This is a genomic window from Streptomyces sp. NPDC058796 (assembly GCF_042745235.1).
In the GTDB taxonomy this organism is placed as follows: Bacteria; Actinomycetota; Actinomycetes; order Streptomycetales; family Streptomycetaceae; genus Streptomyces.
The window spans coordinates 73,715-94,086 of the sequence record NZ_JBHYOP010000007.1 but is presented as its reverse complement, the minus strand read 5'-3'; the positions used below and the strand labels follow the sequence as shown (position 1 = coordinate 94,086).

At 73.3% G+C, this 20,372-nt stretch carries 17 protein-coding genes; 13 read left to right on the top strand and 4 right to left on the bottom strand.

From position 1 onward, the window contains the following. Positions 1-231 precede the first annotated feature (231 nt). Both metK and ACFW47_RS18735 read left to right on the top strand, forming a co-directional pair. Positions 232-1,440: a methionine adenosyltransferase gene (gene metK, locus ACFW47_RS18740; protein WP_073730792.1), complete on the top strand. Its 1,209-nt coding sequence runs from the start codon at positions 232-234 to the stop codon at positions 1,438-1,440. 370 nt (positions 1,441-1,810) lie between these two features. Next, entirely contained in the window at positions 1,811-3,961 is a 2,151-nt protein-coding gene (locus ACFW47_RS18735) for a primosomal protein N' (RefSeq protein WP_386306373.1), read from the top strand. Between the two features lie 80 nt (positions 3,962-4,041). Here the strand turns inward: ACFW47_RS18735 and ACFW47_RS18730 are convergent, their stop codons facing one another. Next, complete coding sequence (locus ACFW47_RS18730) at positions 4,042-4,602, bottom strand: hypothetical protein (RefSeq protein ID WP_386286284.1); 561 nt, start codon at positions 4,600-4,602, stop codon at positions 4,042-4,044. A 328-nt stretch (positions 4,603-4,930) separates the two neighbouring features. Here ACFW47_RS18730 and fmt point away from each other — a divergent pair, with 328 nt between their 5' ends. From fmt to ACFW47_RS18685, 9 genes are all read left to right on the top strand, one after another. Beyond that, positions 4,931-5,863 carry a methionyl-tRNA formyltransferase gene (fmt, locus tag ACFW47_RS18725; RefSeq protein ID WP_386286285.1) on the top strand — a complete coding sequence of 311 codons (933 nt, stop codon included), beginning with the start codon at positions 4,931-4,933 and terminating at the stop codon, positions 5,861-5,863. A gap of 80 nt (positions 5,864-5,943) precedes the next feature. Continuing rightward, positions 5,944-7,362: an RsmB/NOP family class I SAM-dependent RNA methyltransferase gene (locus tag ACFW47_RS18720; protein WP_386306372.1), complete on the top strand. Its 1,419-nt coding sequence runs from the start codon at positions 5,944-5,946 to the stop codon at positions 7,360-7,362. A gap of 149 nt (positions 7,363-7,511) precedes the next feature. Beyond that, the gene (gene rpe / locus ACFW47_RS18715; protein WP_386286287.1) at positions 7,512-8,198 is read left to right on the top strand and encodes a ribulose-phosphate 3-epimerase; all 687 of its coding nucleotides are present in this window, start codon (positions 7,512-7,514) and stop codon (positions 8,196-8,198) included. Positions 8,199-8,275: 77 nt separating this feature from the next. Further along, the gene (locus tag ACFW47_RS18710) at positions 8,276-9,319 is read left to right on the top strand and encodes a sugar-binding transcriptional regulator (RefSeq protein WP_272590613.1); all 1,044 of its coding nucleotides are present in this window, start codon (positions 8,276-8,278) and stop codon (positions 9,317-9,319) included. A gap of 47 nt (positions 9,320-9,366) precedes the next feature. Then, the gene (locus ACFW47_RS18705) at positions 9,367-9,720 is read left to right on the top strand and encodes a barstar family protein (RefSeq protein WP_386306369.1); all 354 of its coding nucleotides are present in this window, start codon (positions 9,367-9,369) and stop codon (positions 9,718-9,720) included. 108 nt (positions 9,721-9,828) lie between these two features. Then, positions 9,829-11,271: a GuaB1 family IMP dehydrogenase-related protein gene (locus ACFW47_RS18700; RefSeq protein ID WP_386286289.1), complete on the top strand. Its 1,443-nt coding sequence runs from the start codon at positions 9,829-9,831 to the stop codon at positions 11,269-11,271. A 591-nt stretch (positions 11,272-11,862) separates the two neighbouring features. Continuing rightward, entirely contained in the window at positions 11,863-13,347 is a 1,485-nt protein-coding gene (locus tag ACFW47_RS18695; protein WP_386286290.1) for an amino acid permease, read from the top strand. A gap of 10 nt (positions 13,348-13,357) precedes the next feature. Then, complete coding sequence (locus ACFW47_RS18690) at positions 13,358-13,810, top strand: Lrp/AsnC family transcriptional regulator (RefSeq protein ID WP_043375183.1); 453 nt, start codon at positions 13,358-13,360, stop codon at positions 13,808-13,810. 139 nt (positions 13,811-13,949) lie between these two features. Continuing rightward, positions 13,950-15,161 carry an MFS transporter gene (locus tag ACFW47_RS18685; RefSeq protein ID WP_386306367.1) on the top strand — a complete coding sequence of 404 codons (1,212 nt, stop codon included), beginning with the start codon at positions 13,950-13,952 and terminating at the stop codon, positions 15,159-15,161. On the opposite strand, the gene ACFW47_RS18680 is transcribed toward ACFW47_RS18685, so the two are convergent. Next, on the bottom strand, positions 15,130-15,675 hold the full coding sequence (locus tag ACFW47_RS18680) for a Repetin (RefSeq protein WP_386306365.1): 546 nt from the start codon (positions 15,673-15,675) through the stop codon (positions 15,130-15,132). The genes ACFW47_RS18685 and ACFW47_RS18680 overlap by 32 nt on opposite strands. 309 nt (positions 15,676-15,984) lie before the next feature. Between ACFW47_RS18680 and ACFW47_RS18675 the strand changes: the two genes are divergently transcribed. Beyond that, positions 15,985-16,782 (top strand): carbon-nitrogen hydrolase family protein, encoded by a 798-nt coding sequence (locus tag ACFW47_RS18675; RefSeq protein ID WP_386286293.1) that lies wholly within the window; start codon positions 15,985-15,987, stop codon positions 16,780-16,782. 49 nt (positions 16,783-16,831) lie between these two features. Beyond that, entirely contained in the window at positions 16,832-18,529 is a 1,698-nt protein-coding gene (locus ACFW47_RS18670; RefSeq protein ID WP_386286294.1) for a flavin monoamine oxidase family protein, read from the top strand. 14 nt (positions 18,530-18,543) lie between these two features. On the opposite strand, the gene ACFW47_RS18665 is transcribed toward ACFW47_RS18670, so the two are convergent. Beyond that, positions 18,544-19,473 (bottom strand): LLM class F420-dependent oxidoreductase, encoded by a 930-nt coding sequence (locus ACFW47_RS18665; protein WP_386306364.1) that lies wholly within the window; start codon positions 19,471-19,473, stop codon positions 18,544-18,546. Between the two features lie 100 nt (positions 19,474-19,573). After that, complete coding sequence (locus tag ACFW47_RS18660; RefSeq protein WP_386286296.1) at positions 19,574-20,269, bottom strand: DUF5995 family protein; 696 nt, start codon at positions 20,267-20,269, stop codon at positions 19,574-19,576. Between the last annotated feature and the right edge of the window lie 103 nt (positions 20,270-20,372).

Genomic DNA, 20,372 nt, shown 5'->3' with positions numbered 1-20,372 from the left:
TCACTCCACGGCTCCCGCCAACCCCGCGCATTCGAGCGTGGCGACCCTGGCCAAGGACGCTCCGTTCTGGGCAGAATGCCCGTGCCGCAGGTCACAGCCCTTCCGAGAGGCGAGACGGGTGGGCCTGTGGCGGAGCGCGACCGATAAACTGTTCTCGGACGTCGCCGGGTGCAGCTCCCCGTGCCGTCCACCAATGATCAGCCAGCAGCCGCTGCAACCCCAGGGAGCGTTGTGTCCCGTCGCCTGTTCACCTCGGAGTCCGTGACCGAAGGTCACCCCGACAAGATCGCTGACCAGATCAGCGACACCATTCTCGACGCGCTTCTGCGTGAGGACCCGACCTCCCGGGTCGCCGTCGAAACCCTGATCACCACCGGGCTGGTGCACGTGGCCGGCGAGGTCACCACCAAGGCCTACGCGGACATCGCCAACCTGGTCCGCGGCAAGATCCTGGAGATCGGCTACGACTCCTCGAAGAAGGGCTTCGACGGCGCCTCCTGCGGCGTCTCGGTCTCCATCGGCGCCCAGTCCCCGGACATCGCGCAGGGCGTCGACACGGCCTACGAGAACCGGGTCGAGGGCGACGAGGACGAGCTGGACCGCCAGGGCGCCGGCGACCAGGGTCTGATGTTCGGCTACGCGTCCGACGAGACGCCCACGCTGATGCCGCTCCCGGTCTTCCTGGCGCACCGCCTGTCCAAGCGCCTGTCCGAGGTCCGCAAGAACGGGACCATCCCCTATCTGCGCCCGGACGGCAAGACGCAGGTCACCATCGAGTACGACGGTGACAAGGCCGTCCGCCTCGACACCGTCGTCGTCTCCTCCCAGCACGCCAGCGACATCGACCTGGAGTCGCTGCTCGCGCCCGACATCAAGGAATTCGTCGTCGAGCCCGAGCTCAAGGCGCTGCTGGACGACGGCATCAAGCTCGACACGGAGAACTACCGCCTCCTGGTCAACCCGACCGGCCGCTTCGAGATCGGCGGCCCGATGGGCGACGCCGGCCTCACCGGCCGGAAGATCATCATCGACACCTACGGCGGCATGGCCCGCCACGGCGGCGGCGCCTTCTCCGGCAAGGACCCGTCCAAGGTCGACCGCTCGGCCGCGTACGCGATGCGCTGGGTCGCCAAGAACGTCGTCGCCGCGGGCCTCGCCTCGCGCTGCGAGGTCCAGGTCGCCTACGCCATCGGCAAGGCCGAGCCCGTCGGCCTCTTCGTCGAGACCTTCGGCACGGCCAAGATCGACGCCGAGAAGATCGAGAAGGCGATCGACGAGGTCTTCGACCTCCGCCCGGCCGCCATCATCCGCGACCTCGACCTGCTCCGCCCGATCTACGCCCAGACCGCCGCCTACGGCCACTTCGGCCGCGAGCTGCCCGACTTCACCTGGGAGCGCACCGACCGGGTGGAGGCGCTGCGGCAGGCCGCGGGGCTGTAGCAGCACGAGACGCCACCGCCGTCCCGCCGGACGGCACGTGACGAGGCCCGGTGTCCCGATGGGGCTCCGGGCTTCGGCGCGTCCGGCGCCCCGCCGCGCCGACAATGCGTTCGCGTGCCGCTGGCGCGCTCGCCTGCGCTGATCACCCTCCCGGTGCGCAGGCCGCGGGTACATCCAATGGAGCGCGCCCCGTCGCGCGCGGTGAAGTGGGAAACACGTGACCGCTGCCGTCTGGATCTCGGGAGGATGACACGACGCGTCCGGTGCGGCGTGCCCGAGTGGTCCACGGTCCAGTTGGTCCGTCGCCGGTGAGACGCGGTGCCGACTCGGGCGCCGTCGGTTGTCAGTGGTCTTTGGTAAAAATGCAGGCGTGAGCAGCGAGAACGAAGCGACGGGCGGTGGCGCGGGGGAAGCGCCGCCCGAGCAGCTCGCGCTCATCCGGGAGAGTGTGCGCCAGGCGAAGGCGCCGCGGGCCAAGCCGAGGACCTGGCGTGGAGCGGCCCTCGCCAAGGAGCGGCCCGTCGCCCGGGTCCTCGTCGACAAGGGCGTGCTCCATCTCGACCGCTTCTTCGACTACGCCGTGCCCGAGGAGCTCGACGCCGACGCCCAGCCGGGTGTGCGGGTGCGAGTGCGCTTCGGGGCCGGCCGGCACCGGGTGCGGGACGGGCGGCGCGAGGGCGGCGGACTCGTCGACGGTTTCCTGATCGAGCGGCTCGCCGAGTCCGACTACTCGGGCCCCCTCGCCGCGCTGGCCCAGGTCGTCTCGCCCGAACAGGTGCTCGACGAGGAGCTGCTGGGACTCGCGCGGGCGGTGGCGGACCGGTACGCGGGCAGCCTCGCCGACGTCCTGCAGCTCGCCGTGCCACCGCGCAGCGCGCGCGCCGAGAAGCGGACGTCGCCGGACCCGCTGCCCCCGCCGCCGGTGCCGGAGCCGGGGACGTGGGCGCGGTACGAACAGGGGGAGGCTTTCGTGGCGGCCCTCGCCTCGGGGGGTGCGCCGCGCGCGGTGTGGAACGCGTTGCCCGGCCCGCAGTGGGCCGAGGAACTGGCGCGGGCCGTCGCGGCGACGCTGGCCTCGGAGCGGGGCGCACTCGTCGTCCTGCCCGACGGGCGGGCGGTCGCCCGCGCCGACGCCGCGCTGACCGCCCTGCTGGGTGAGGGACGGCACGCGGTGCTCACCGCCGACGCCGGGCCCGAGAAGCGGTACGCGCAGTGGCTCGCGGTACGCCGGGGGGCGGTGCGGGCCGTGCTCGGGACCCGGGCCGCCATGTTCGCGCCGGTGCGGGACCTCGGCCTGGTCGCCCTCTGGGACGACGGCGACGACAGCCACAGCGAGCCGCACGCACCGCAGCCGCACGCGCGCGAGGTGCTGCTGCTGCGCGCCGCCCAGGACCGGTGCGCCTTCCTGCTGGGCGGCTGGGGCTGCACCGTCGAGGCCGCCCAGCTCGTGGAGACCGGCTGGGCCCGGCCCCTGGTCGCCGCACGCGAGCAGGTCCGGGCCGCCGCCCCCCTGGTGCGGACCGTGGGGGACCAGGACCTGGCCCGGGACGAGGCCGCCCGCGCCGCCCGGCTGCCGACCCTCGCCTGGCAGGCCGTCAGGGACGGGCTTCGGCGCGGACCGGTGCTCGTGCAGGTGCCCCGCCGGGGCTACGTCCCGCGGATGGCGTGCGCATCATGCCGCACGCCCGCCCGGTGCCGGCACTGCGCGGGGCCGCTGGAGGGCCAGGAGTCCGGGTCCGCGCTGCGCTGCGGCTGGTGCGGGCGCGAGGAGGGCGCCTGGCACTGCCCGGAGTGCGGGGCGTTCCGGCTGCGCGCCCAGATCGTGGGGGCGCGTCGCACCGCCGAGGAACTGGGGCGCGCCTTCCCGGCCGTGCCCGTGCGCACCTCCGGGCGCGAGCACGTGCTCGACACCGTGTCCGAGGCACCCGCACTGGTGGTGAGCACCCCGGGCGCCGAACCGGTCGCCGAGGGCGGCTACGCGGCGGCCCTGCTGCTCGACGGCTGGGCGATGCTCGGGCGGCCCGACCTGCGCGCCGGTGAGGACGCGCTGCGGCGCTGGCTGGCCGCCGCCGCGCTGGTGCGCCCGCAGGGCGCCGGGGGCACCGTCGTCGCGGTCGCCGAGCCGACCCTGCGGCCGGTGCAGGCGCTGGTGCGCTGGGACCCCGTCGGCCACGCGCTGCGGGAGCTGGCCGAGCGGACCGAGCTGGGCTTCCCGCCGGTTTCGCGGATGGCGTCCGTGGCGGGGCCGCCGGAGGCGGTGGCCGACTTCCTCCGCGCGGCCGGACTGCCGGGCGAGGCCGAGGTGCTCGGCCCCGTGCCGCTGCCGGTCACGGCCGTGGGGCGTCCGCGCCGCGTGGGCGCGCCGCCGCCGGGCGAACACTGGGAGCGGGCACTGATCCGGGTACCGCCGGGGCGCGGAGCGGCACTGGCCGGCGCGCTGAAGGCGGCGCAGGCGGCGCGGATGGCGCGCGGGAGCGACGTGGCGGTGTGGGTGCGTATCGATCCGCCCGACATCGGCTGAGACCGCCCGTACGCGGCCCGGCCCTCCGCCTGCCCGGGGGAGCGGGGGACGGAGGGCCGGTGAGCCCCGGTGCGTGCGGCTCAGCCGTTGCGCGGGCCGGGGAAGGCAGTCGGCCGGACGTCGTCGCGCAGGGCCGGACTGCCCGCCGTCGGCTGGGTCGGCATCGAACGGGCCGCCGGGACGGTGGGCACGGCGGGCACGGCGGGCAGGCCGGAGCCCGCGTTGACCGGGCGGGTGCCGGCCGGCTCCGGTGCGTGCTCGGCGGTCTCGGCCGCGGGCGCCGTCTGGACGGCGGCACGGCGGGAACCGTAGCGGCGGTGCACGGCCTGCTTGGTGACGCCGAGCGCGGAGCCCACCGCGTCCCACGAGAAGCCGAGCGAGCGGTCGAAGTCCACGGCGGCCGTGACCAGCGTCTCGACACTGTCCCGGAGTTCCTGGGCGAGACGGACCGTCGGGGCGGGGGCGCGTCCGTAGACGACGAAGCCCGTGGAAGGGCCGGAGCGGCGCGGGCGGTAGACGTTGCCCAGCTGGGCGGTGAGGGTGCGCAGTGCGTCCACCTGCCGGCGGACCCGCTCGATGTCCCGCACCAGCAAGTGCAGGCTGGCCCGAGCCTGGGCGTCGTGGGTTGCGTGGTCGGCCATGAACAAGCCTCTCGAACCGGCGTTGAAAGGAATCGGGCCGCGCGGGCGGCCCGGTGGTCAACTCTTCCTTGACCAACGCGTGGGCGCTCCGCTGGTCACGGGGTGGGGGCGTGGCGGCATATGCGTGCGCCCGGTTTCGAGGGTGTGCGCCTTGGCCTTCGGTCTTCGGCGTGTTCTCTCCCGCCTGCGCACCACCCGTTTCCAGTCGGCCGAGAGGCCGGGGTCCGCCGTGGGGGCGGGGCGCCGTCGGCGGCCTTCCGGTTGGGCCGGGCTCGTAGACTGGTGCGCTGCCCGCTGTCCGCCCTTGCCCGAGAGGCCCGTCCCACCCATGAAGCTCGTCTTCGCCGGCACCCCCGAGGTCGCCGTTCCCGCCCTGGACGCCCTGATCGCCTCCGGGCGTCACGAGGTGGCCGCCGTCGTCACGCGGCCCGACGCTCCGGCCGGGCGCGGACGCCGGCTGGTCGCCTCTCCCGTGGCCGAGCGGGCCGAGGAGGCCGGGATCGAGGTGCTCAAGCCCGCCAAGCCGCGCGAACCGGAGTTCCTGGAGCGGCTGCGCGAGATCGCGCCCGACTGCTGCCCCGTGGTCGCCTACGGGGCGCTGCTGCCCCGCGTCGCCCTCGACGTGCCCGCCCGCGGCTGGGTCAACCTGCACTTCTCGCTGCTGCCCGCCTGGCGCGGGGCCGCACCCGTGCAGCACGCGCTGATGGCGGGCGACGAGATCACCGGCGCGTCCACCTTCCTGATCGAGGAGGGCCTGGACTCCGGCCCCGTCTACGGCACGGTCACCGAGACCGTCCGCCCCACCGACACCAGCGGTGACCTGCTGACCCGGCTCGCCTTCGCCGGTGCCGGGCTGCTGGCGGCCACCATGGACGGGATCGAGGACGGCAGCCTGAAGGCGGTGCCGCAGCCGTCCGAGGGGGTCACCCTCGCCCCGAAGATCACCGTCGAGGACGCCCGGGTCGACTGGTCCGCCCCGGCGCTGCGCGTGGACCGGGTGGTGCGCGGCTGCACCCCCGCCCCCGGCGCCTGGACCACCTTCCGCGGCGAGCGACTGAAGCTCGTGCAGGCGGTTCCGGCCCCCGACCGGACCGACCTCGCCCCCGGGCAGCTCGCCGCGGGCAAGAACAACGTGTACGTCGGCACCGGCTCGCACGCCGTCGAACTGCTGTGGGTGCAGGCCCAGGGCAAGAAGCCGATGCGGGCCGCCGACTGGGCGCGCGGTGTGCGGATCGCCGAGGGCGAGCTGCTGGGCGGCTGACCTGCGCCTGCGCAGCATCGCTCACCGGTCCGGCGTACGCTGGTGAGCGCACTTCACCCCACACCCGGAGCACCTTTTTCGTGAGCGATCAGCCCCGCCGTCCCCGCAAGCCCGGCAAGCCGTACCGCAGGCCACAGAAGGACCCCGTCCGCATCCTCGCCTTCGAGGCGCTCAGGGCCGTGGACGAGCGGGACGCGTACGCCAATCTCGTGCTGCCGCCGCTGCTGCGCAAGGCCCGCGAGAAGGGGGACTTCGACGCGCGGGACGCGGCGCTGGCGACCGAGCTGGTGTACGGCACGCTGCGCGGGCAGGGAACGTACGACGCGATCGTCGCCGACTGCGTCGACCGGCCGCTGCGGGAGGTCGACCCACCGGTCCTGGACGTACTCAACCTCGGCGTGCACCAGCTGCTCGGCACCCGGATCCCCAGCCACGCCGCAGTGTCCGCCACCGTGGAGCTGGCGCGGGTCGTGCTCGGCGACGGCCGGGCCAAGTTCGTCAACGCCGTGCTCCGCAAGGTCGCGCGGGACGACCTCGACGGGTGGCTGGAGCGGGTCGCCCCGCCCTACGACGAGGATCCCGAGGACCACCTCGCCGTCGTGCACTCGCACCCCCGTTGGGTCGTCTCGGCACTGTGGGACTCGCTCGGCGGCGGCCGGGCCGGCATGGAGGAGCTGCTGGCCGCGGACAACGAGCGTCCGGAGGTCACCCTGGTCGCCCGCCCCGGCCGGGCCACGCGCGACGAGCTGCTCGCCGAGGAGGCCGCCGTGCCGGGCCGCTGGTCCCCGTACGCCGTGCGCCTGAGCGAGGGCGGCGAGCCCGGGGCCGTCGAGGCGGTACGCGAGAACCGGGCCGGCGTGCAGGACGAGGGCAGCCAGCTCGTCGCCCTGGCCCTGGCCAACGCGCCCTTGGACGGCCCCGACCGGCGCTGGCTGGACGGGTGCGCGGGCCCCGGCGGCAAGGCCGCGCTGCTCGGCGCCCTGGCCGCCGAACGCGGTGCCTTCCTCCTCGCCTCCGAGAAGCAGCCGCACCGGGCCGGGCTGGTGGCCAAGGCTTTGGACGGAAACCCGGGCCCGTACCAGGTGATCACCGCCGACGGCACCCGTCCGGCATGGCGCCCGGGCAGCTTCGACCGCGTCCTGGTCGACGTGCCGTGCACCGGCCTCGGCGCCCTGCGCCGCCGTCCCGAGGCCCGCTGGCGCCGCCGCCCCGAGGACCTGGACGGCTTCGCCCCGCTCCAGCGGGCCCTGCTGGGCAGCGCGCTCGACGCCGTCCGCGTCGGCGGCGTCGTCGCCTACGCGACCTGCTCGCCCCACCTCGCCGAGACCCGCGCGGTCGTGGCGGACGTCCTCAAACAGCACCCCGGCACCGACCTCATCGACGCCCGCCCCCTCCTCCCGGACGTCCCCCACCTCGGCGAGGGCCCCGACATCCAGCTCTGGCCCCACCTCCACGGCACCGACGCGATGTACCTCACCCTGATCCGCCGCACCGCTTGACGCGCCCCACTCACCCCGCGCCCACGAGGGCACCCCCAGGGGCGCGGGGAACTGCGCGACCAGCCCGCACGCATCCGCACCCGACAACCAACCCCCCACCCCCCCGGACCGATGCCGCTCATCCCCGGAGGGCATGGCAGGCTTGGGGCATGGCCGCGCAGATCAACCCCAGCATCCTGTCCGCCGACTTCGCCCGCCTCGCGGACGAGGCCAAGGCGGTCGAGGGAGCCGACTGGCTCCACGTCGACGTCATGGACAACCACTTCGTCCCCAACCTCACCCTCGGCGTCCCGGTCGTGGAGTCCCTGGCCCGGGCGACGGACACCCCGCTGGACTGCCACCTCATGATCGAGGCCCCCGACCGCTGGGCCCCCCAGTACGTGGAGGCCGGCGCCGGTTCCGTCACCTTCCACGCCGAGGCGGCCACCGCACCCGTCCGGCTCGCCCGCGAGATCCGGGCCAAGGGCGCCCGCGCCTCCATGGCGCTGCGCCCCGCGACGCCGATCGAGCCGTACGAGGACCTGCTCCCCGAGCTCGACATGCTGCTGATCATGACGGTTGAACCCGGCTTCGGTGGGCAGGCGTTCCTGGACATCATGCTGCCGAAGATCCGCCGCACCCGTGAGCTGATCAAGAAGCATGGTCTGGAGCTGTGGCTCCAGGTCGACGGAGGAGTCTCGGCGTCGACGATCGAGCAGTGCGCCGACGCCGGCGCGGACGTCTTCGTCGCGGGTTCCGCCGTGTACGGGGCGTCCGACCCGGCCGAGGCGGTACGTGCACTGCGCACCCAGGCCGACGCGGCCACCGCCAAGGCGTCCTGGGCGTGCGACCACTGAGGAACAGAACGTGAACGGCTCCCATCAGGGCTGATCAAGCGCGCCGAATCTGCAAGGATGAACGGCGAACCCAGAGTGTGAACAGCAGTGAGGAGAACGCCGTGTCGGGTATGTCGGCGGGCCGTTCAGCCATGCGGATGGGACCCGCTGAGCTGGTCCAGGCGGCGGCCATGGCCCGCCGCTTCTACCTCGAGGGCAAGTCCAAGATCCAGATCGCGGAGGAGTTCGGCGTCAGCCGCTTCAAGGTGGCCCGGGTTCTCGAGACCGCCCTCGAGAGAGACCTAGTGAGAATCGAGATCCGGGTACCTGCCGAACTGGACGCCGAACGTTCGGACGCCCTGCGGGCCCGCTACGGCCTCAGGCACGCCGTGGTCGTGGAGTCCCCGGCCGACGCCGAGGAGACGCCCGACCCGGAGAACCTGGGCGAAGTGGCCGCCGACCTGCTCGGCGAGCTGGTCAACGAGGGCGATGTGCTCGGCCTGGCCTGGGGCCGGTCCACCATCCACATGGCGGCGGCGCTGGACCGGCTGCCGCCGTGCACCGTGGTGCAGCTGACGGGCGTGTACGACGCCGGGACCGCCGAGCGCGGCTCGGTCGAGGCCGTCCGCCGTGCCGCCCAGGTGTCGGGCGGCGACGCCCACCCCATCTACGCGCCGATGCTGCTCCCGGACGCGGCGACCGCGCAGGCGCTGCGCCACCAGACCGGGATCGCCCGGGCCTTCGAGTACTTCGACAAGGTCACGGTCGCCTGCGTCTCCATCGGTTCGTGGGAGCCGGGCATCTCGACGGTGCACGACATGCTCAGCGACGAGGAGCGCGCCCACTACGCCTCGCTCGGTGTCGCCGCCGAGATGTCCGCGCACCTCTTCGACGCGGAGGGGCGCCGGGTCGGGCGCGACCTGGGGGAGCGGTGCATCACGGTCAAGGCCGACCAGCTCCGCCGTATTCCCGAGGTCGTGGCGATCGCGGGCGGGCAGCGCAAGGCGGCGGCCATCGACGCGGTACTGCGTTCCGGTCTCGTCACCAGCCTGGTGACGGACACGTCGGCCGCGGACTACCTGATGACGGCAGGCCCGACGCCCAAGTCGACGCTCAACAGGGCTGACCCGGACGGCATCTGACGAGTGGCCAGGAAGTCACCGGAGGGGGAGAGGGAGAGGCAGGGACGATGACCGAGGACCCCGCGGGGCGGCTCGTGGTCGTGCTGGACCTCGACGGCGTCACGGACAAGGCGGGCCTGATGGACCGCTGCGCCCGCGACCTCGCGCTGCCCGACTGGTTCGGGCGGAACTGGGACGCCCTCGCCGACTCCCTCGCCGACCCCTCCGTCTGGCCGGAGGAAGCGCAGGAGCAGGGACTGGTCCTGGTCGTACGGGGCTGGCGGGCGTACGCCGAGGAGCGGCCGGACGAGTGGGCGGTCGCCGAGGAGGTCTTCGCCGAGGCGACGGACCGGGGCCCGGGACTCTTCGTCACCCTCGGCCCTGGAGGTTCCTCCAAGGAGGCCGCTGACCAGCCTGGATGATCTGCCCGGGGATTATCGGTCGCCCGGCATGGGAGAATGAAGTACGTGCTCTTTCCCCCTGGCTGACCTGTCCGGGGGCCACCTCTGATCGACTGGGATGTGCAGCACGTGCGTTTCCTCAATGACATCCAGCCCTCGTACGACCTGACGTACGACGACGTCTTCATGGTGCCGAGCCGCAGCGCCGTCGGCTCCCGGCAGGGCGTGGACCTGGGCTCCCCGGACGGCACGGGCACCACCATCCCGCTGGTCGTCGCCAACATGACCGCCATCGCGGGGCGCCGCATGGCCGAGACGGTGGCCCGGCGCGGCGGACTCGTGGTCATCCCGCAGGACATCCCGATCGAGGTCGTCACCGACGTCGTCTCCTGGGTGAAGAGCCGCCACCTCGTCCTGGACACCCCCATCGTGCTGGCCCCGCACCAGACCGTCGCCGACGCGCTGTCCCTGCTGCCCAAGCGGGCGCACAACGCCGGTGTCGTCGTCGACGAGGACAACAAGCCGGTCGGTGTGGTCACCGACACCGACCTGACCGGCGTCGACCGCTTCACCCAGCTCGAAGAGGTCATGTCCAAGGATCTGCTCCTCATCGAGGCGGACATGGACCCGCGCGAGGCCTTCAACACCCTCGACGCCGCCAACCGCCGCTATGCGCCCGCCGTGGACCGGGACGGCCGCCTGGCCGGCATCCTCACCCGCAAGGGCGCCCTGCGCGCCACCCTCTACACCCCGGCCACCGACGCGAACGGCAGGCTCCGCATCGCCGCCGCCGTCGGCATCAACGGCGACGTGGCCGGCAAGGCCAAGCAGCTGCTCGACGCGGGCGTGGACACCCTCGTCATCGACACCGCGCACGGCCACCAGGAGTCGATGATCAGCGCGGTCAAGGTGGTGCGCGGCCTCGACCCGCGGGTACCGATCGTCGCGGGCAACATCGTCTCCGCCCAGGGCGTGCGCGACCTGATCGAGGCGGGCGCCGACATCATCAAGGTCGGCGTCGGCCCCGGCGCGATGTGCACCACCCGCATGATGACCGGCGTCGGCCGGCCGCAGTTCTCAGCCGTGCTGGAGTGCGCCGCCGAGGCGAAGAAGTACGGCAAGCACGTGTGGGCCGACGGCGGCGTCCGTCACCCCCGCGACGTGGCCATGGCCCTCGCGGCCGGCGCGTCCAACGTGATGGTCGGCTCCTGGTTCGCCGGGACCTACGAGTCCCCGGGCGACCTCCAGCACGACGCCAACGGCCGCGCCTACAAGGAGTCCTTCGGCATGGCCTCCGCCCGCGCGGTGCGCAACCGCACCTCCGAGGAGTCGGCCTACGACCGGGCCCGCAAGGCCCTCTTCGAGGAGGGCATCTCCACCTCCCGCATGTTCCTCGACCCGACCCGCCCCGGCGTCGAGGACCTGATCGACGCGATCATCGCGGGCGTCCGCTCCTCCTGCACCTACGCCGGTGCCGGTTCCCTGGAGGAGTTCGCCGAGAAGGCCATCGTCGGCATCCAGAGCGCCGCCGGCTACGCCGAGGGCAAGCCGCTGCACGCCAGCTGGAGCTGATGCCGCACAACCGCGCCGCACGGCCCCCGTTCCTCCCGCCGCCCGGGTGGGAACGGGGGCCGTTCCCTTTCCGGACGAGGGCGATTCGCTGGCCGGGAGCGGCCGTGACGAGGAGGAGCTCGACCGCTCCCAGCGGCTCGACCGCTCGCACTGAGCGACGTGGTGGCCCGCAGGCCGCACACGGGCGCCGGCTCACCATTCCGGGCCGCCCGGGAGGCGCACATGTGCTGGACCGAGGGGCAGGATGCCTCCTGCGGACGGCGACTGCTCCCGGCCCGGCGGACGGCTGTGACCAGGCTCGATCCGTCGGCAGCCGGCCCGTGCGCAACGCTGTGCACCCTCCGCGCAACGAACACACGCACCGCCCCGGGCAACGCAACGATCGTGCGGAGATGCGCAAGGTTGCTGCATTACCGGCGCGGCGCACCCCTCGTAGTGTTCTGCGCTGTACGTGGCGTGGCGGGGACCCCGCTCGGTGGGTCTCCGTGCTTCCGCACGGGTGCCCGCCGCGTCCCCGCCGCTCCAGAGCCCGCCGAGAGCCCGTCCGCTCACACCGACGGGCCCGACCGGCAGCGACAAAGGAGTCAACGCGTGCTCGACCAAGGCGCACCCCCGCACCACGACACACCGGCCGGCCCCGCGTCCCCGGGCCTGGCCGCGCGCCTCATGCGCCGCAAGCCCGTGGAAACGCTGGTCGCCGAGGGCGGCCAGGGCGAGGGCGGCACGCTGCGCCGCTCCCTCGGCCTGTGGCAGCTCACGATGATCAGCATCGGCGCCACCCTCGGCACCGGCATCTTCGTCGTCCTCGGCGAGGCCGTGCCCAAGGCCGGACCGGCCGTCACGCTCTCCTTCGTCATCGCCGGCCTCACCGCGCTCTTCTCGGCCCTGTCCTACGCCGAACTGGCCGGCACCATCCCGGTCTCCGGCTCCTCCTACTCGTACGCCTACGCCACGATGGGCGAGCTGGTCGCCTGGGTCTGCGGCTGGTGCCTCGTCCTGGAGTACGGAGTCTCCGTCGCCGCCGTCGCCGTCGGCTGGGGCGAGTACCTCAACGAGCTCCTCGACGGCACCATCGGCGTCACCATCCCGGCCGCCCTGTCCGCCCCGCCCGGCGACGGCGGCGTCTTCAACCTGCCCGCGCTGATCGTCGTGCTGCTCGCCATGACGTTCCTGCTGGGCGGCGCCCGCGAGTCCGCCCGCGCCAACACGATCATGGTCGTCGTGAAGATCGCCGCGCTGGTGCTGTTCTGCGCGATCGGCGTCCAGGGCTTCCGCTCCGGCAACTACGAGAACTTCATGCCCCTCGGCATGGCCGGCGTCAGCGCGGCCGGCGCCACGCTCTTCTTCTCGTACATCGGCTTCGACGCCGCCTCCACGGCCGGCGAGGAGGCCAAGAACGCCCAGCGCGACCTGCCCCGCGCGATCATGCTGTCCCTGGTCATCGTGACGGTGCTGTACGTCCTCGTCGCCGCCGTCGCCGTCGGTGCCCGCCCGTGGCGCACCTTCACCGACTCCGAGGCCTCCCTCGCCCAGATCATGACCGACGTCACCGGGCAGGACTTCTGGGGGACCCTGCTGGCCTTCTGCGCGGTCGTCGCCATCGCCAGCGTCGTCCTGACCGTGCTCTACGGCCAGACCCGCGTGCTGTTCGCCATGTCCCGCGACGGGCTGGTGCCCAAGGTGTTCTCCCGCGTCCACCCGAAGACCGGCGCGCCCCGCGCCAACACGCTGATCGTCTCCCTGTTCTGCGGCGTCCTGGCCGCCGCCATCCCGCTCGGGCAGCTCGCCGACGCCACCAGCATCGGCACCCTCTTCGCCTTCGCCCTCGTCAACGTGGCCGTCGTCGTGCTGCGCCGGACCCGTCCGGACATGCGCCGCACCTTCCGGGTGCCGCTGTCGCCGGTCCTGCCCGCGCTGGGCTTCGCCTTCTGCGTGTGGATGATGGGCAGCCTGTCCACCGTGACCTGGGTCGTGTTCGGTGTCTGGATGGCGGTCGGGCTCGTGTTCTACTTCGTGTACGGCCACCGCCGCTCCCGGCTGGCCGCACCGGACACCGTGACACCAGAAGCGAAGTGAACCACCCGCAGTGCTGAACGATCTCGACGAACGCATCGTGCACGCCCTCGCCGAGGACGCCCGCCGCTCCTACGCGGACATCGGGCAGTCGGTCGGCCTGTCCGCGCCCGCCGTCAAACGGCGCGTGGACCGGCTGCGCGCCACCGGAGCCATCACCGGCTTCACCGTACGCGTCGACCCCGCCGCGCTCGGCTGGGAGACCGAGGGGTTCGTCGAGATCTTCTGCCGTCGCAACACCTCGCCGGAGACCATCCAGCGGGGCCTGGAGCGCTACCAGGAGGTCGTGGCCGCGTCCACCGTCACCGGGGACGCGGACGCGGTCGCCCAGGTCTTCGCCTCCGACATGCGCCACTTCGAACGGGTCCTGGAGCGGATCGCCGGGGAGCCGTTCGTCGAGCGGACCAAGTCCGTGCTGGTCCTGTCGCCGCTGCTGCGGCGCTACTCGTCGGGATCGCCCACGTAATCCCGAGACCGAGGCCGGGTCACCCGACTACCATCGGTGCCATGACCTGGCGACATTGATCCACCAGCCGCGCCTCGTCCCGAGGGCCGCCGCGGACGCCGTACCTCCGGTGTCCGTTCCGCCCCCTCGGGAAGGCCTCATGACTCTCTCACCCGAGCGTGCCCCCACGACCGCCGGTGTCCGGCGGCTGACGCGCACGCTGTACGCCTCCGCGTTCTGCGACGAGTTCGTCCTGCTCTACCCGGTGTACGCGCTGCTGTTCAGCGACACCGGCCTGTCCGTCTGGCAGATGTCGTCCCTGTTCGCCCTGTGGTCGCTGACCGGCGTCCTGCTGGAGGTGCCTTCCGGCGCCTGGGCCGACGCGGTCTCCCGGCGGCGGCTGCTGGTGCTCGGCCCGCTGCTCACCGCCGCCGGCTTCGCCCTGTGGGTGCTCGTGCCCTCCTACGGCGCCTTCGCGCTCGGCTTCGTGCTGTGGGGCGCCGGCGGGGCGCTCGGTTCCGGAGCACTGGAGGCACTGGTCTACGACGAACTGGACCGGGCCGGTGCCGCCGACCGGTACGCCCGGACCATGGGCCGGGCGCGGGCGATCGGCATCGCGGCGACGATGGCCGCGATGGGCCTGGCAGGCCCGGTCTTCGCCTGGGGCGGATACGACGCCGTCGGCGCGGCGAGCGTGCTGGTCTGCCTGGCCGGAGCGGCCGTGGCGAGCCGGTTCCCCGAGCACCGCACACCGTCCGCCGACGGCGACCGCTGGACCGCGACCCTGCGGGCCGGGCTCGCCGAGGCACGCACCGACCGCTCCGTGCGCGGTGCGCTCCTGCTGGTCCCGGCCGTCACCGCGGTCTGGGGCGCGCTCGACGAGTACACCCCGCTGCTGGCGCACGACACCGGCGTGGCGCAGGAGACCGTCCCCTGGCTGCTGCTGGTGATCTGGACCGGGGCCACGGCCGGGAGCCTGCTGGCCGGCCCTGCCGAACGGCTGACCAGCACCGGGTTCGCCGTCCTGCTCGCCGGTTCCGCGCTGGCCCTGGCGGCCGGCGCCGCGGCGGGCACCCCGCCCGCCCTCGTCCTCGTCGCCCTGGCCTTCGGCGGCTTCCAGCTGGCGACCGTCCTGGCCGACGCCCGCCTCCAGCGGCGTATCGACGACACCGGACGGGCCACGCTGACCTCCGTCGCGGGCCTGGGCACCGAGCTGGGCACCCTCACCACCTACGGCGCCTACGCGGCGGCCGCCTCGGTGGCGGGGCACGGCACCGCGTTCGTCTGGGCCGCGGTGCCGTACCTGCTGACGGCGCTGCTGCTGGCCGCCGCCGCCCGGACTACAGCCGCGGCTGCCAGGGCACGACCGTGAAGTCGCCGGTCCCCTTCGCGACCTTCTCGAAGGGCGCCGAAGACACGCACCGGGGCAGCTCCCCGCCCTCGGCGGGGCTGCCCGTCGCGGCCCAGCTGTAGCCGAGCCGGTCGCGGTGCCCGCGGTCGTGGACGGTGACGCCGACCCGCTTGCCCTGAGCCCCGGGCAGGTCGGATTCGGTGATGACGCCGGAGACGACGGCCACGTCACCGCCGGTGATCAGGCAGTCGACCTCGGCCTTCGCCCGGGCGCCCCGGCCGTTCAGGTAGTGGCTGAACTCGAAGGTCCCGGTGGCCTCGAGGGGATCGTCGTCATGCTCGGCCGCCAGCCGGGCGTCGAAGGTGAAGGTGATGTCGTCACCGGCCGACCGGTACAGCTTGGCGGTGCCGGTCAGCGCGGCGGCCTCCCGCGGGGGCTGGTCCTCGTGGGGCCCGGAGGCGACGGCCGCCCCCGTGGTGACGGCGGTCAGCAGCAGTGCGACGCAGAGGGCGGCGGTCGTCGTACGGCGTTTCATGGCGGGTCCTCTCCCAAGGATCGAAGCGGGTGAACCGAACGCTCACCACTGTCCCGGCGCCGCGCCCGCACCACATCGCGCTCAGGGCGGGAGCGGCCTCCGCCGTGCGGCGGGGAAGGGGCGGACGGGCCCCCTTCTCGGGGATGACGGGAGGGGGCACGGGGGTGGCGCAACGAATCGCCGGGGGATGCCGGGCGTACGCAACGATCCGCTCACCGGCGCGCAACACGTCCTTCTTGTCCGTCCGAGCGCGCCGACCGTACCGTCTATCTGGCCCCCCGCCCCCCTTCCCTCCGGTGAGGAACACGCATGCGCACCGCCCTGCTCCAGAGCTCCGGCCGGCCCGGATCCGTCGCCGAGAACCTCAAGGTCCTCGACGAGGCCGCCGCCCGCGCCGCGGCCTCGGGCGGCGGGCTGCTCGTCACCTCGGAGCTGTTCCTGACCGGGTACGCGATCGGCGACGACATCGCCGCCCTCGCCGAGCCCGCCGACGGGGACTCGGCCGACGCGGTCGCGGAGATCGCCGGGCACCACGGCCTGGCCGTCGCGTACGGCTACTCCGAGCGGGACGGCGAGCGCGTCTTCAACTCCGTCCAGCTCGTCGCCGCCGACGGCACCCGCCTGGCGAACTACCGCAAGACCCACCTCTTCGGCTGCTTCGAGCGCGAGCACTTCACCCCCGGCGAGCAGCCCGTCGTCCAGGCCGAGCTGAACGGCCTCACCGTCGGCCTGATGATCTGCTACGACGTGGAGTTCCCGGAGAACGTCCGCGCCCACGCCCTGGCCGGCACCGACCTGCTGCTGGTCCCGACCGCGCAGATGCACCCGTTCCAGTTCGTCGCCGAGTCCGTCGTGCCGGTGCGGGCCTTCGAGAACCAGATGTACGTCGCGTACGTCAACCGGGTCGGGCCGGAGGGCGACTTCGAGTTCGTCGGGCTGTCCGTGCTCGCCGGCCCCGACGGGACGTCCCGTGCCCGCGCCGGGCGCCGTGAGGAACTGGTCCTCGCCGACGCCGACCCGGTCTTCCTCGCCGCCTCCCGCGAGGCCAACCCGTACCTGAGGGACCGCCTCCCCGGCCTCTACGGGTCCCTCGTCCGCAACCGCTGAACCCCGAGAAGCCCAGCCCCCGCTCCACCCCGCAAGGAGTCCGTGCCCCATGACGTCCACCGTGCCCAACGCGATCGAGCACGCAGACGAGCAGCAGCCGCCGATCACCATGTTCGGGCCGGACTTCCCGTACGCGTACGACGACTTCCTCGCCCACCCCGCCGGCCTCGGCCAGATACCCGCGACCGAGCACGGCGCCGAGGTCGCCGTCATCGGCGGCGGTCTGTCCGGCATCGTCGCCGCCTACGAGCTGATGAAGATGGGCCTCAAGCCCGTCGTCTACGAGGCCGACCGGATCGGCGGCCGGCTGCGCACCGTCGGCTTCGACGGCTGCGACGAGTCGCTGACCGCCGAGATGGGCGCGATGCGCTTCCCGCCCTCCTCCACCGCGCTCCAGCACTACATCGACCTGGTCGGCCTGAAGACCAGCCCCTTCCCCAACCCGCTCGCCGAGGCCACGCCGTCCACGGTCGTCGACCTCAAGGGCGAGTCGCACTACGCCGAGACCCTCGACGACCTGCCGCAGGTCTACCGGGACGTCGCCGACGCCTGGGCGAAGTGCCTGGAGGAGGGCGCCGACTTCTCCGACATGAACCGCGCCCTGCGCGAGCGCGACGTGCCGCGCATCCGCGAGATCTGGGCCAAGCTCGTCGAGAAGCTCGACAACCAGACCTTCTACGGCTTCCTCTGCGACTCCGAGGCCTTCAAGTCCTTCCGGCACCGCGAGATCTTCGGCCAGGTCGGCTTCGGCACCGGCGGCTGGGACACCGACTTCCCCAACTCCATCCTGGAGATCCTCCGCGTCGTCTACACCGAGGCCGACGACCACCACCGCGGCATCGTCGGCGGCTCCCAGCAGCTGCCGCTCAGGCTCTGGGAGCGCGAGCCGGAGAAGATCGTCCACTGGCCGTACGGCACCTCGCTGAAGTCCCTGCACCCGGACGGCGAGCCGCGCCCGGCGGTGACCCGGCTGAACCGCACCGCCGGCAACCGGATCACCGTGACCGACGCCGACGGCGACATCCGCACATACCGGGCGGCGATCTTCACCGCCCAGTCCTGGATGCTGCTCTCGAAGATCGCCTGCGACGACTCGCTCTTCCCGATCGACCACTGGACCGCGATCGAGCGCACCCACTACATGGAGAGCTCCAAGCTCTTCGTCCCCGTCGACCGGCCCTTCTGGCTGGACAAGGACGAGGAGACGGGCCGGGACGTCATGTCGATGACGCTCACCGACCGCATGACCCGCGGCACCTACCTGCTCGACGACGGCCCCGACAAGCCCGCCGTCATCTGCCTCTCCTACACCTGGTGCGACGACAGTCTGAAGTGGCTGCCGCTGTCCGCGAACGAGCGGATGGAGGTCATGCTGAAGTCGCTCGGCGAGATCTACCCGAAGGTCGACATCAGGAAGCACATCATCGGCAACCCGGTGACCGTGTCCTGGGAGAACGAGCCCTACTTCATGGGCGCGTTCAAGGCCAACCTCCCCGGCCACTACCGCTACCAGCGGCGCCTGTTCACGCACTTCATGCAGGAGGAGCTGCCCGAGGACAAGCGGGGCATCTTCCTCGCCGGTGACGACATCTCCTGGACCGCAGGCTGGGCCGAGGGAGCCGTCCAGACCGCGCTCAACGCGGTCTGGGGCGTCATGCACCACTTCGGCGGGCAGACGGACCCGACCAACCCCGGCCCGGGTGACGTGTACGACGAGATCGCGCCGGTCGAGCTGCCCGAGGACTGACCCTCCGACCGGCCCTAGACCCCGGCCGCCCGGGCCTTCTCGTACACCTGGGCGGCCAGGTCCTGCAGCTCCTCGGCGTCGCGGGCCGAGCCCTGGAGGTCGAGCAGCATCTCGTCGAGGCCGATCTCCGCGTGGGCGGCGATGTCCTCGACGATCTGGTCGACGCTGCCGTGGAAGGGGCGGCGGTCGGCGCCCTCCTGGCCCGACGCGCGGTACCGGGCGTTGACCCGCAGTACCGTGCGGATCGGTTCCGTACGGCCACGTTCTCCGGCCAGCTCCCGCAGCTGCCGCCACTGGCCGGCCACGGCCTCGACGCCGACGGCGTTGGGCAGCCAGCCGTCGGCGTGGTCGACGAGCCTGCGCCGGGCCCTCCCGCTGCTCGCCGCCAGCAGGACCGGGATCGGCCGGGCGGGCTTGGGGCCCACCACGGCGGACGCGATCTTCGTGAGGTGCCCGTCGTACACCACCGGGTCCGGGCCCCACACCGCACGGCACACCCCGATCAGCTCGTCCAGGGCCTGCCCGCGCTCGGCGAACGGCCGCACGCCCGCCGCCGCGTACTCGTCGTGCGACCAGCCCGTGCCCAAACCGGCCACCACCCGGCCGCCGCTCGCCGCGTCCAGCGAGGCCAGCGCCTTGGCCAGCTGGAAGGGCCCGTGCAGCGGGGCGACCAGCACGCTGCTGCCCAGCTCCGCGTGTTCGGTGGCCGCGGCGGCGAGGGTCAGGGTGATCAGCGGGTCCGCCACGCTCCGGTAGGAATCCGGCCAGGGCAGGCCTTCGATGCCGTACAGCCCCTGGGCGGCGGGCTCGGGGAACAGGGCGCGCTCGAAGACCCACAGGCTCTCGTAGCCCATCCCCTCCGCCGCGCGGGCCACGTCGGGGACGTCCTTGCCGAGGTCGTACTGCCGCATCTGGGGGAGGCCGAGGCCGAGCCGGGTCGCCATGTCCGGGTGCTCCTTCGCCGTCGGGACGCGATGTCGCTCAAGGGTGCAACGTACAGCGACGGCACGGGCGTTCCGGGTGTGCGCGCCGGGAACGGCCGGATCAGTCCGGCAGCGGGGTGAGCAGCATGCGGCCCGCGAAGCCGACCGCCGCGTCCAGCCGCTCGGTGAACTCCCCGGCGACCTCCGGCAGCCGGCGCAGCGCCCACAGCGCGCGGGCCGCCGCCCAGGTGGCGTCGCGGGCGCGCTCCAGGCTCCAGGAGCCGAGCAGATGGGTCAGCGGGTCGGCGATCTGGAGGAGGTCGGGACCCGGCATCAGCTCTTCACGGACCCGCTCCTCCAGCGTCACGAGGAGATCGCCCACCCGGTCGAACTCGTCCTCGACGTCGACGGGTTCGCAGCCGAGCGTACGGCAGGTGTCCACCACGGCCAGCGCGAGATCGTGCCCGATGTGCGCGTTGATGCCCGCCAGCGCGAACTGCAGCGGACGTACGCCGGGATGGCGGCGGAACTGGAACAGGGGCCGCCAGCAGGCGGGCGGGCGGCGGCCGTCCTCCACCGCGTCGACGGCCGCCAGATAGCGCTCCGCGAACCGCACGTCCAGCGCGATCGCCGAGCGGGCGTCCGGGAACCGGCCGCCGTCGATGTGCCGGTCGACCGCCTCGGTGACGGTCAGGTAGACGCGGTTGAAGACCGCCACCCCGTCCCGCGCGGGCAGCGCCGCGTCGAGGGCGCGCATCCGGGTCAGGACCGTGTCCACCGACCGGAGGACCGTCGGGACTTGCTCGCAGTGCGCCATGGCGGCAGGGTCGCAGCTTTAGGCTGGCGGGAGTGCCGGCGGGCCGGTGCTTCCCCAGAACGGGGGAACGCGCCCGCCGTGCGGGGGAGGGGGAACCGTACGT

Bases quoted from the DNA above. Each gene is read 5' to 3' on its own strand.
- rpe (WP_386286287.1), top strand. From the start codon at position 7,512: ATGGCCGCGCAGATCAACCCCAGCATCCTGTCCGCCGACTTCGCCCGC.
- ACFW47_RS18685 (WP_386306367.1), top strand. From the start codon at position 13,950: ATGACTCTCTCACCCGAGCGTGCCCCCACGACCGCCGGTGTCCGGCGG.
- fmt (WP_386286285.1), top strand. From the start codon at position 4,931: ATGAAGCTCGTCTTCGCCGGCACCCCCGAGGTCGCCGTTCCCGCCCTG.
- ACFW47_RS18660 (WP_386286296.1), bottom strand. From the start codon at position 20,269: ATGGCGCACTGCGAGCAAGTCCCGACGGTCCTCCGGTCGGTGGACACG.
- ACFW47_RS18670 (WP_386286294.1), top strand. From the start codon at position 16,832: ATGACGTCCACCGTGCCCAACGCGATCGAGCACGCAGACGAGCAGCAG.
- ACFW47_RS18675 (WP_386286293.1), top strand. From the start codon at position 15,985: ATGCGCACCGCCCTGCTCCAGAGCTCCGGCCGGCCCGGATCCGTCGCC.
- ACFW47_RS18680 (WP_386306365.1), bottom strand. From the start codon at position 15,675: ATGAAACGCCGTACGACGACCGCCGCCCTCTGCGTCGCACTGCTGCTG.
- ACFW47_RS18705 (WP_386306369.1), top strand. From the start codon at position 9,367: ATGACCGAGGACCCCGCGGGGCGGCTCGTGGTCGTGCTGGACCTCGAC.
- ACFW47_RS18730 (WP_386286284.1), bottom strand. From the start codon at position 4,602: ATGGCCGACCACGCAACCCACGACGCCCAGGCTCGGGCCAGCCTGCAC.
- ACFW47_RS18665 (WP_386306364.1), bottom strand. From the start codon at position 19,473: ATGGCGACCCGGCTCGGCCTCGGCCTCCCCCAGATGCGGCAGTACGAC.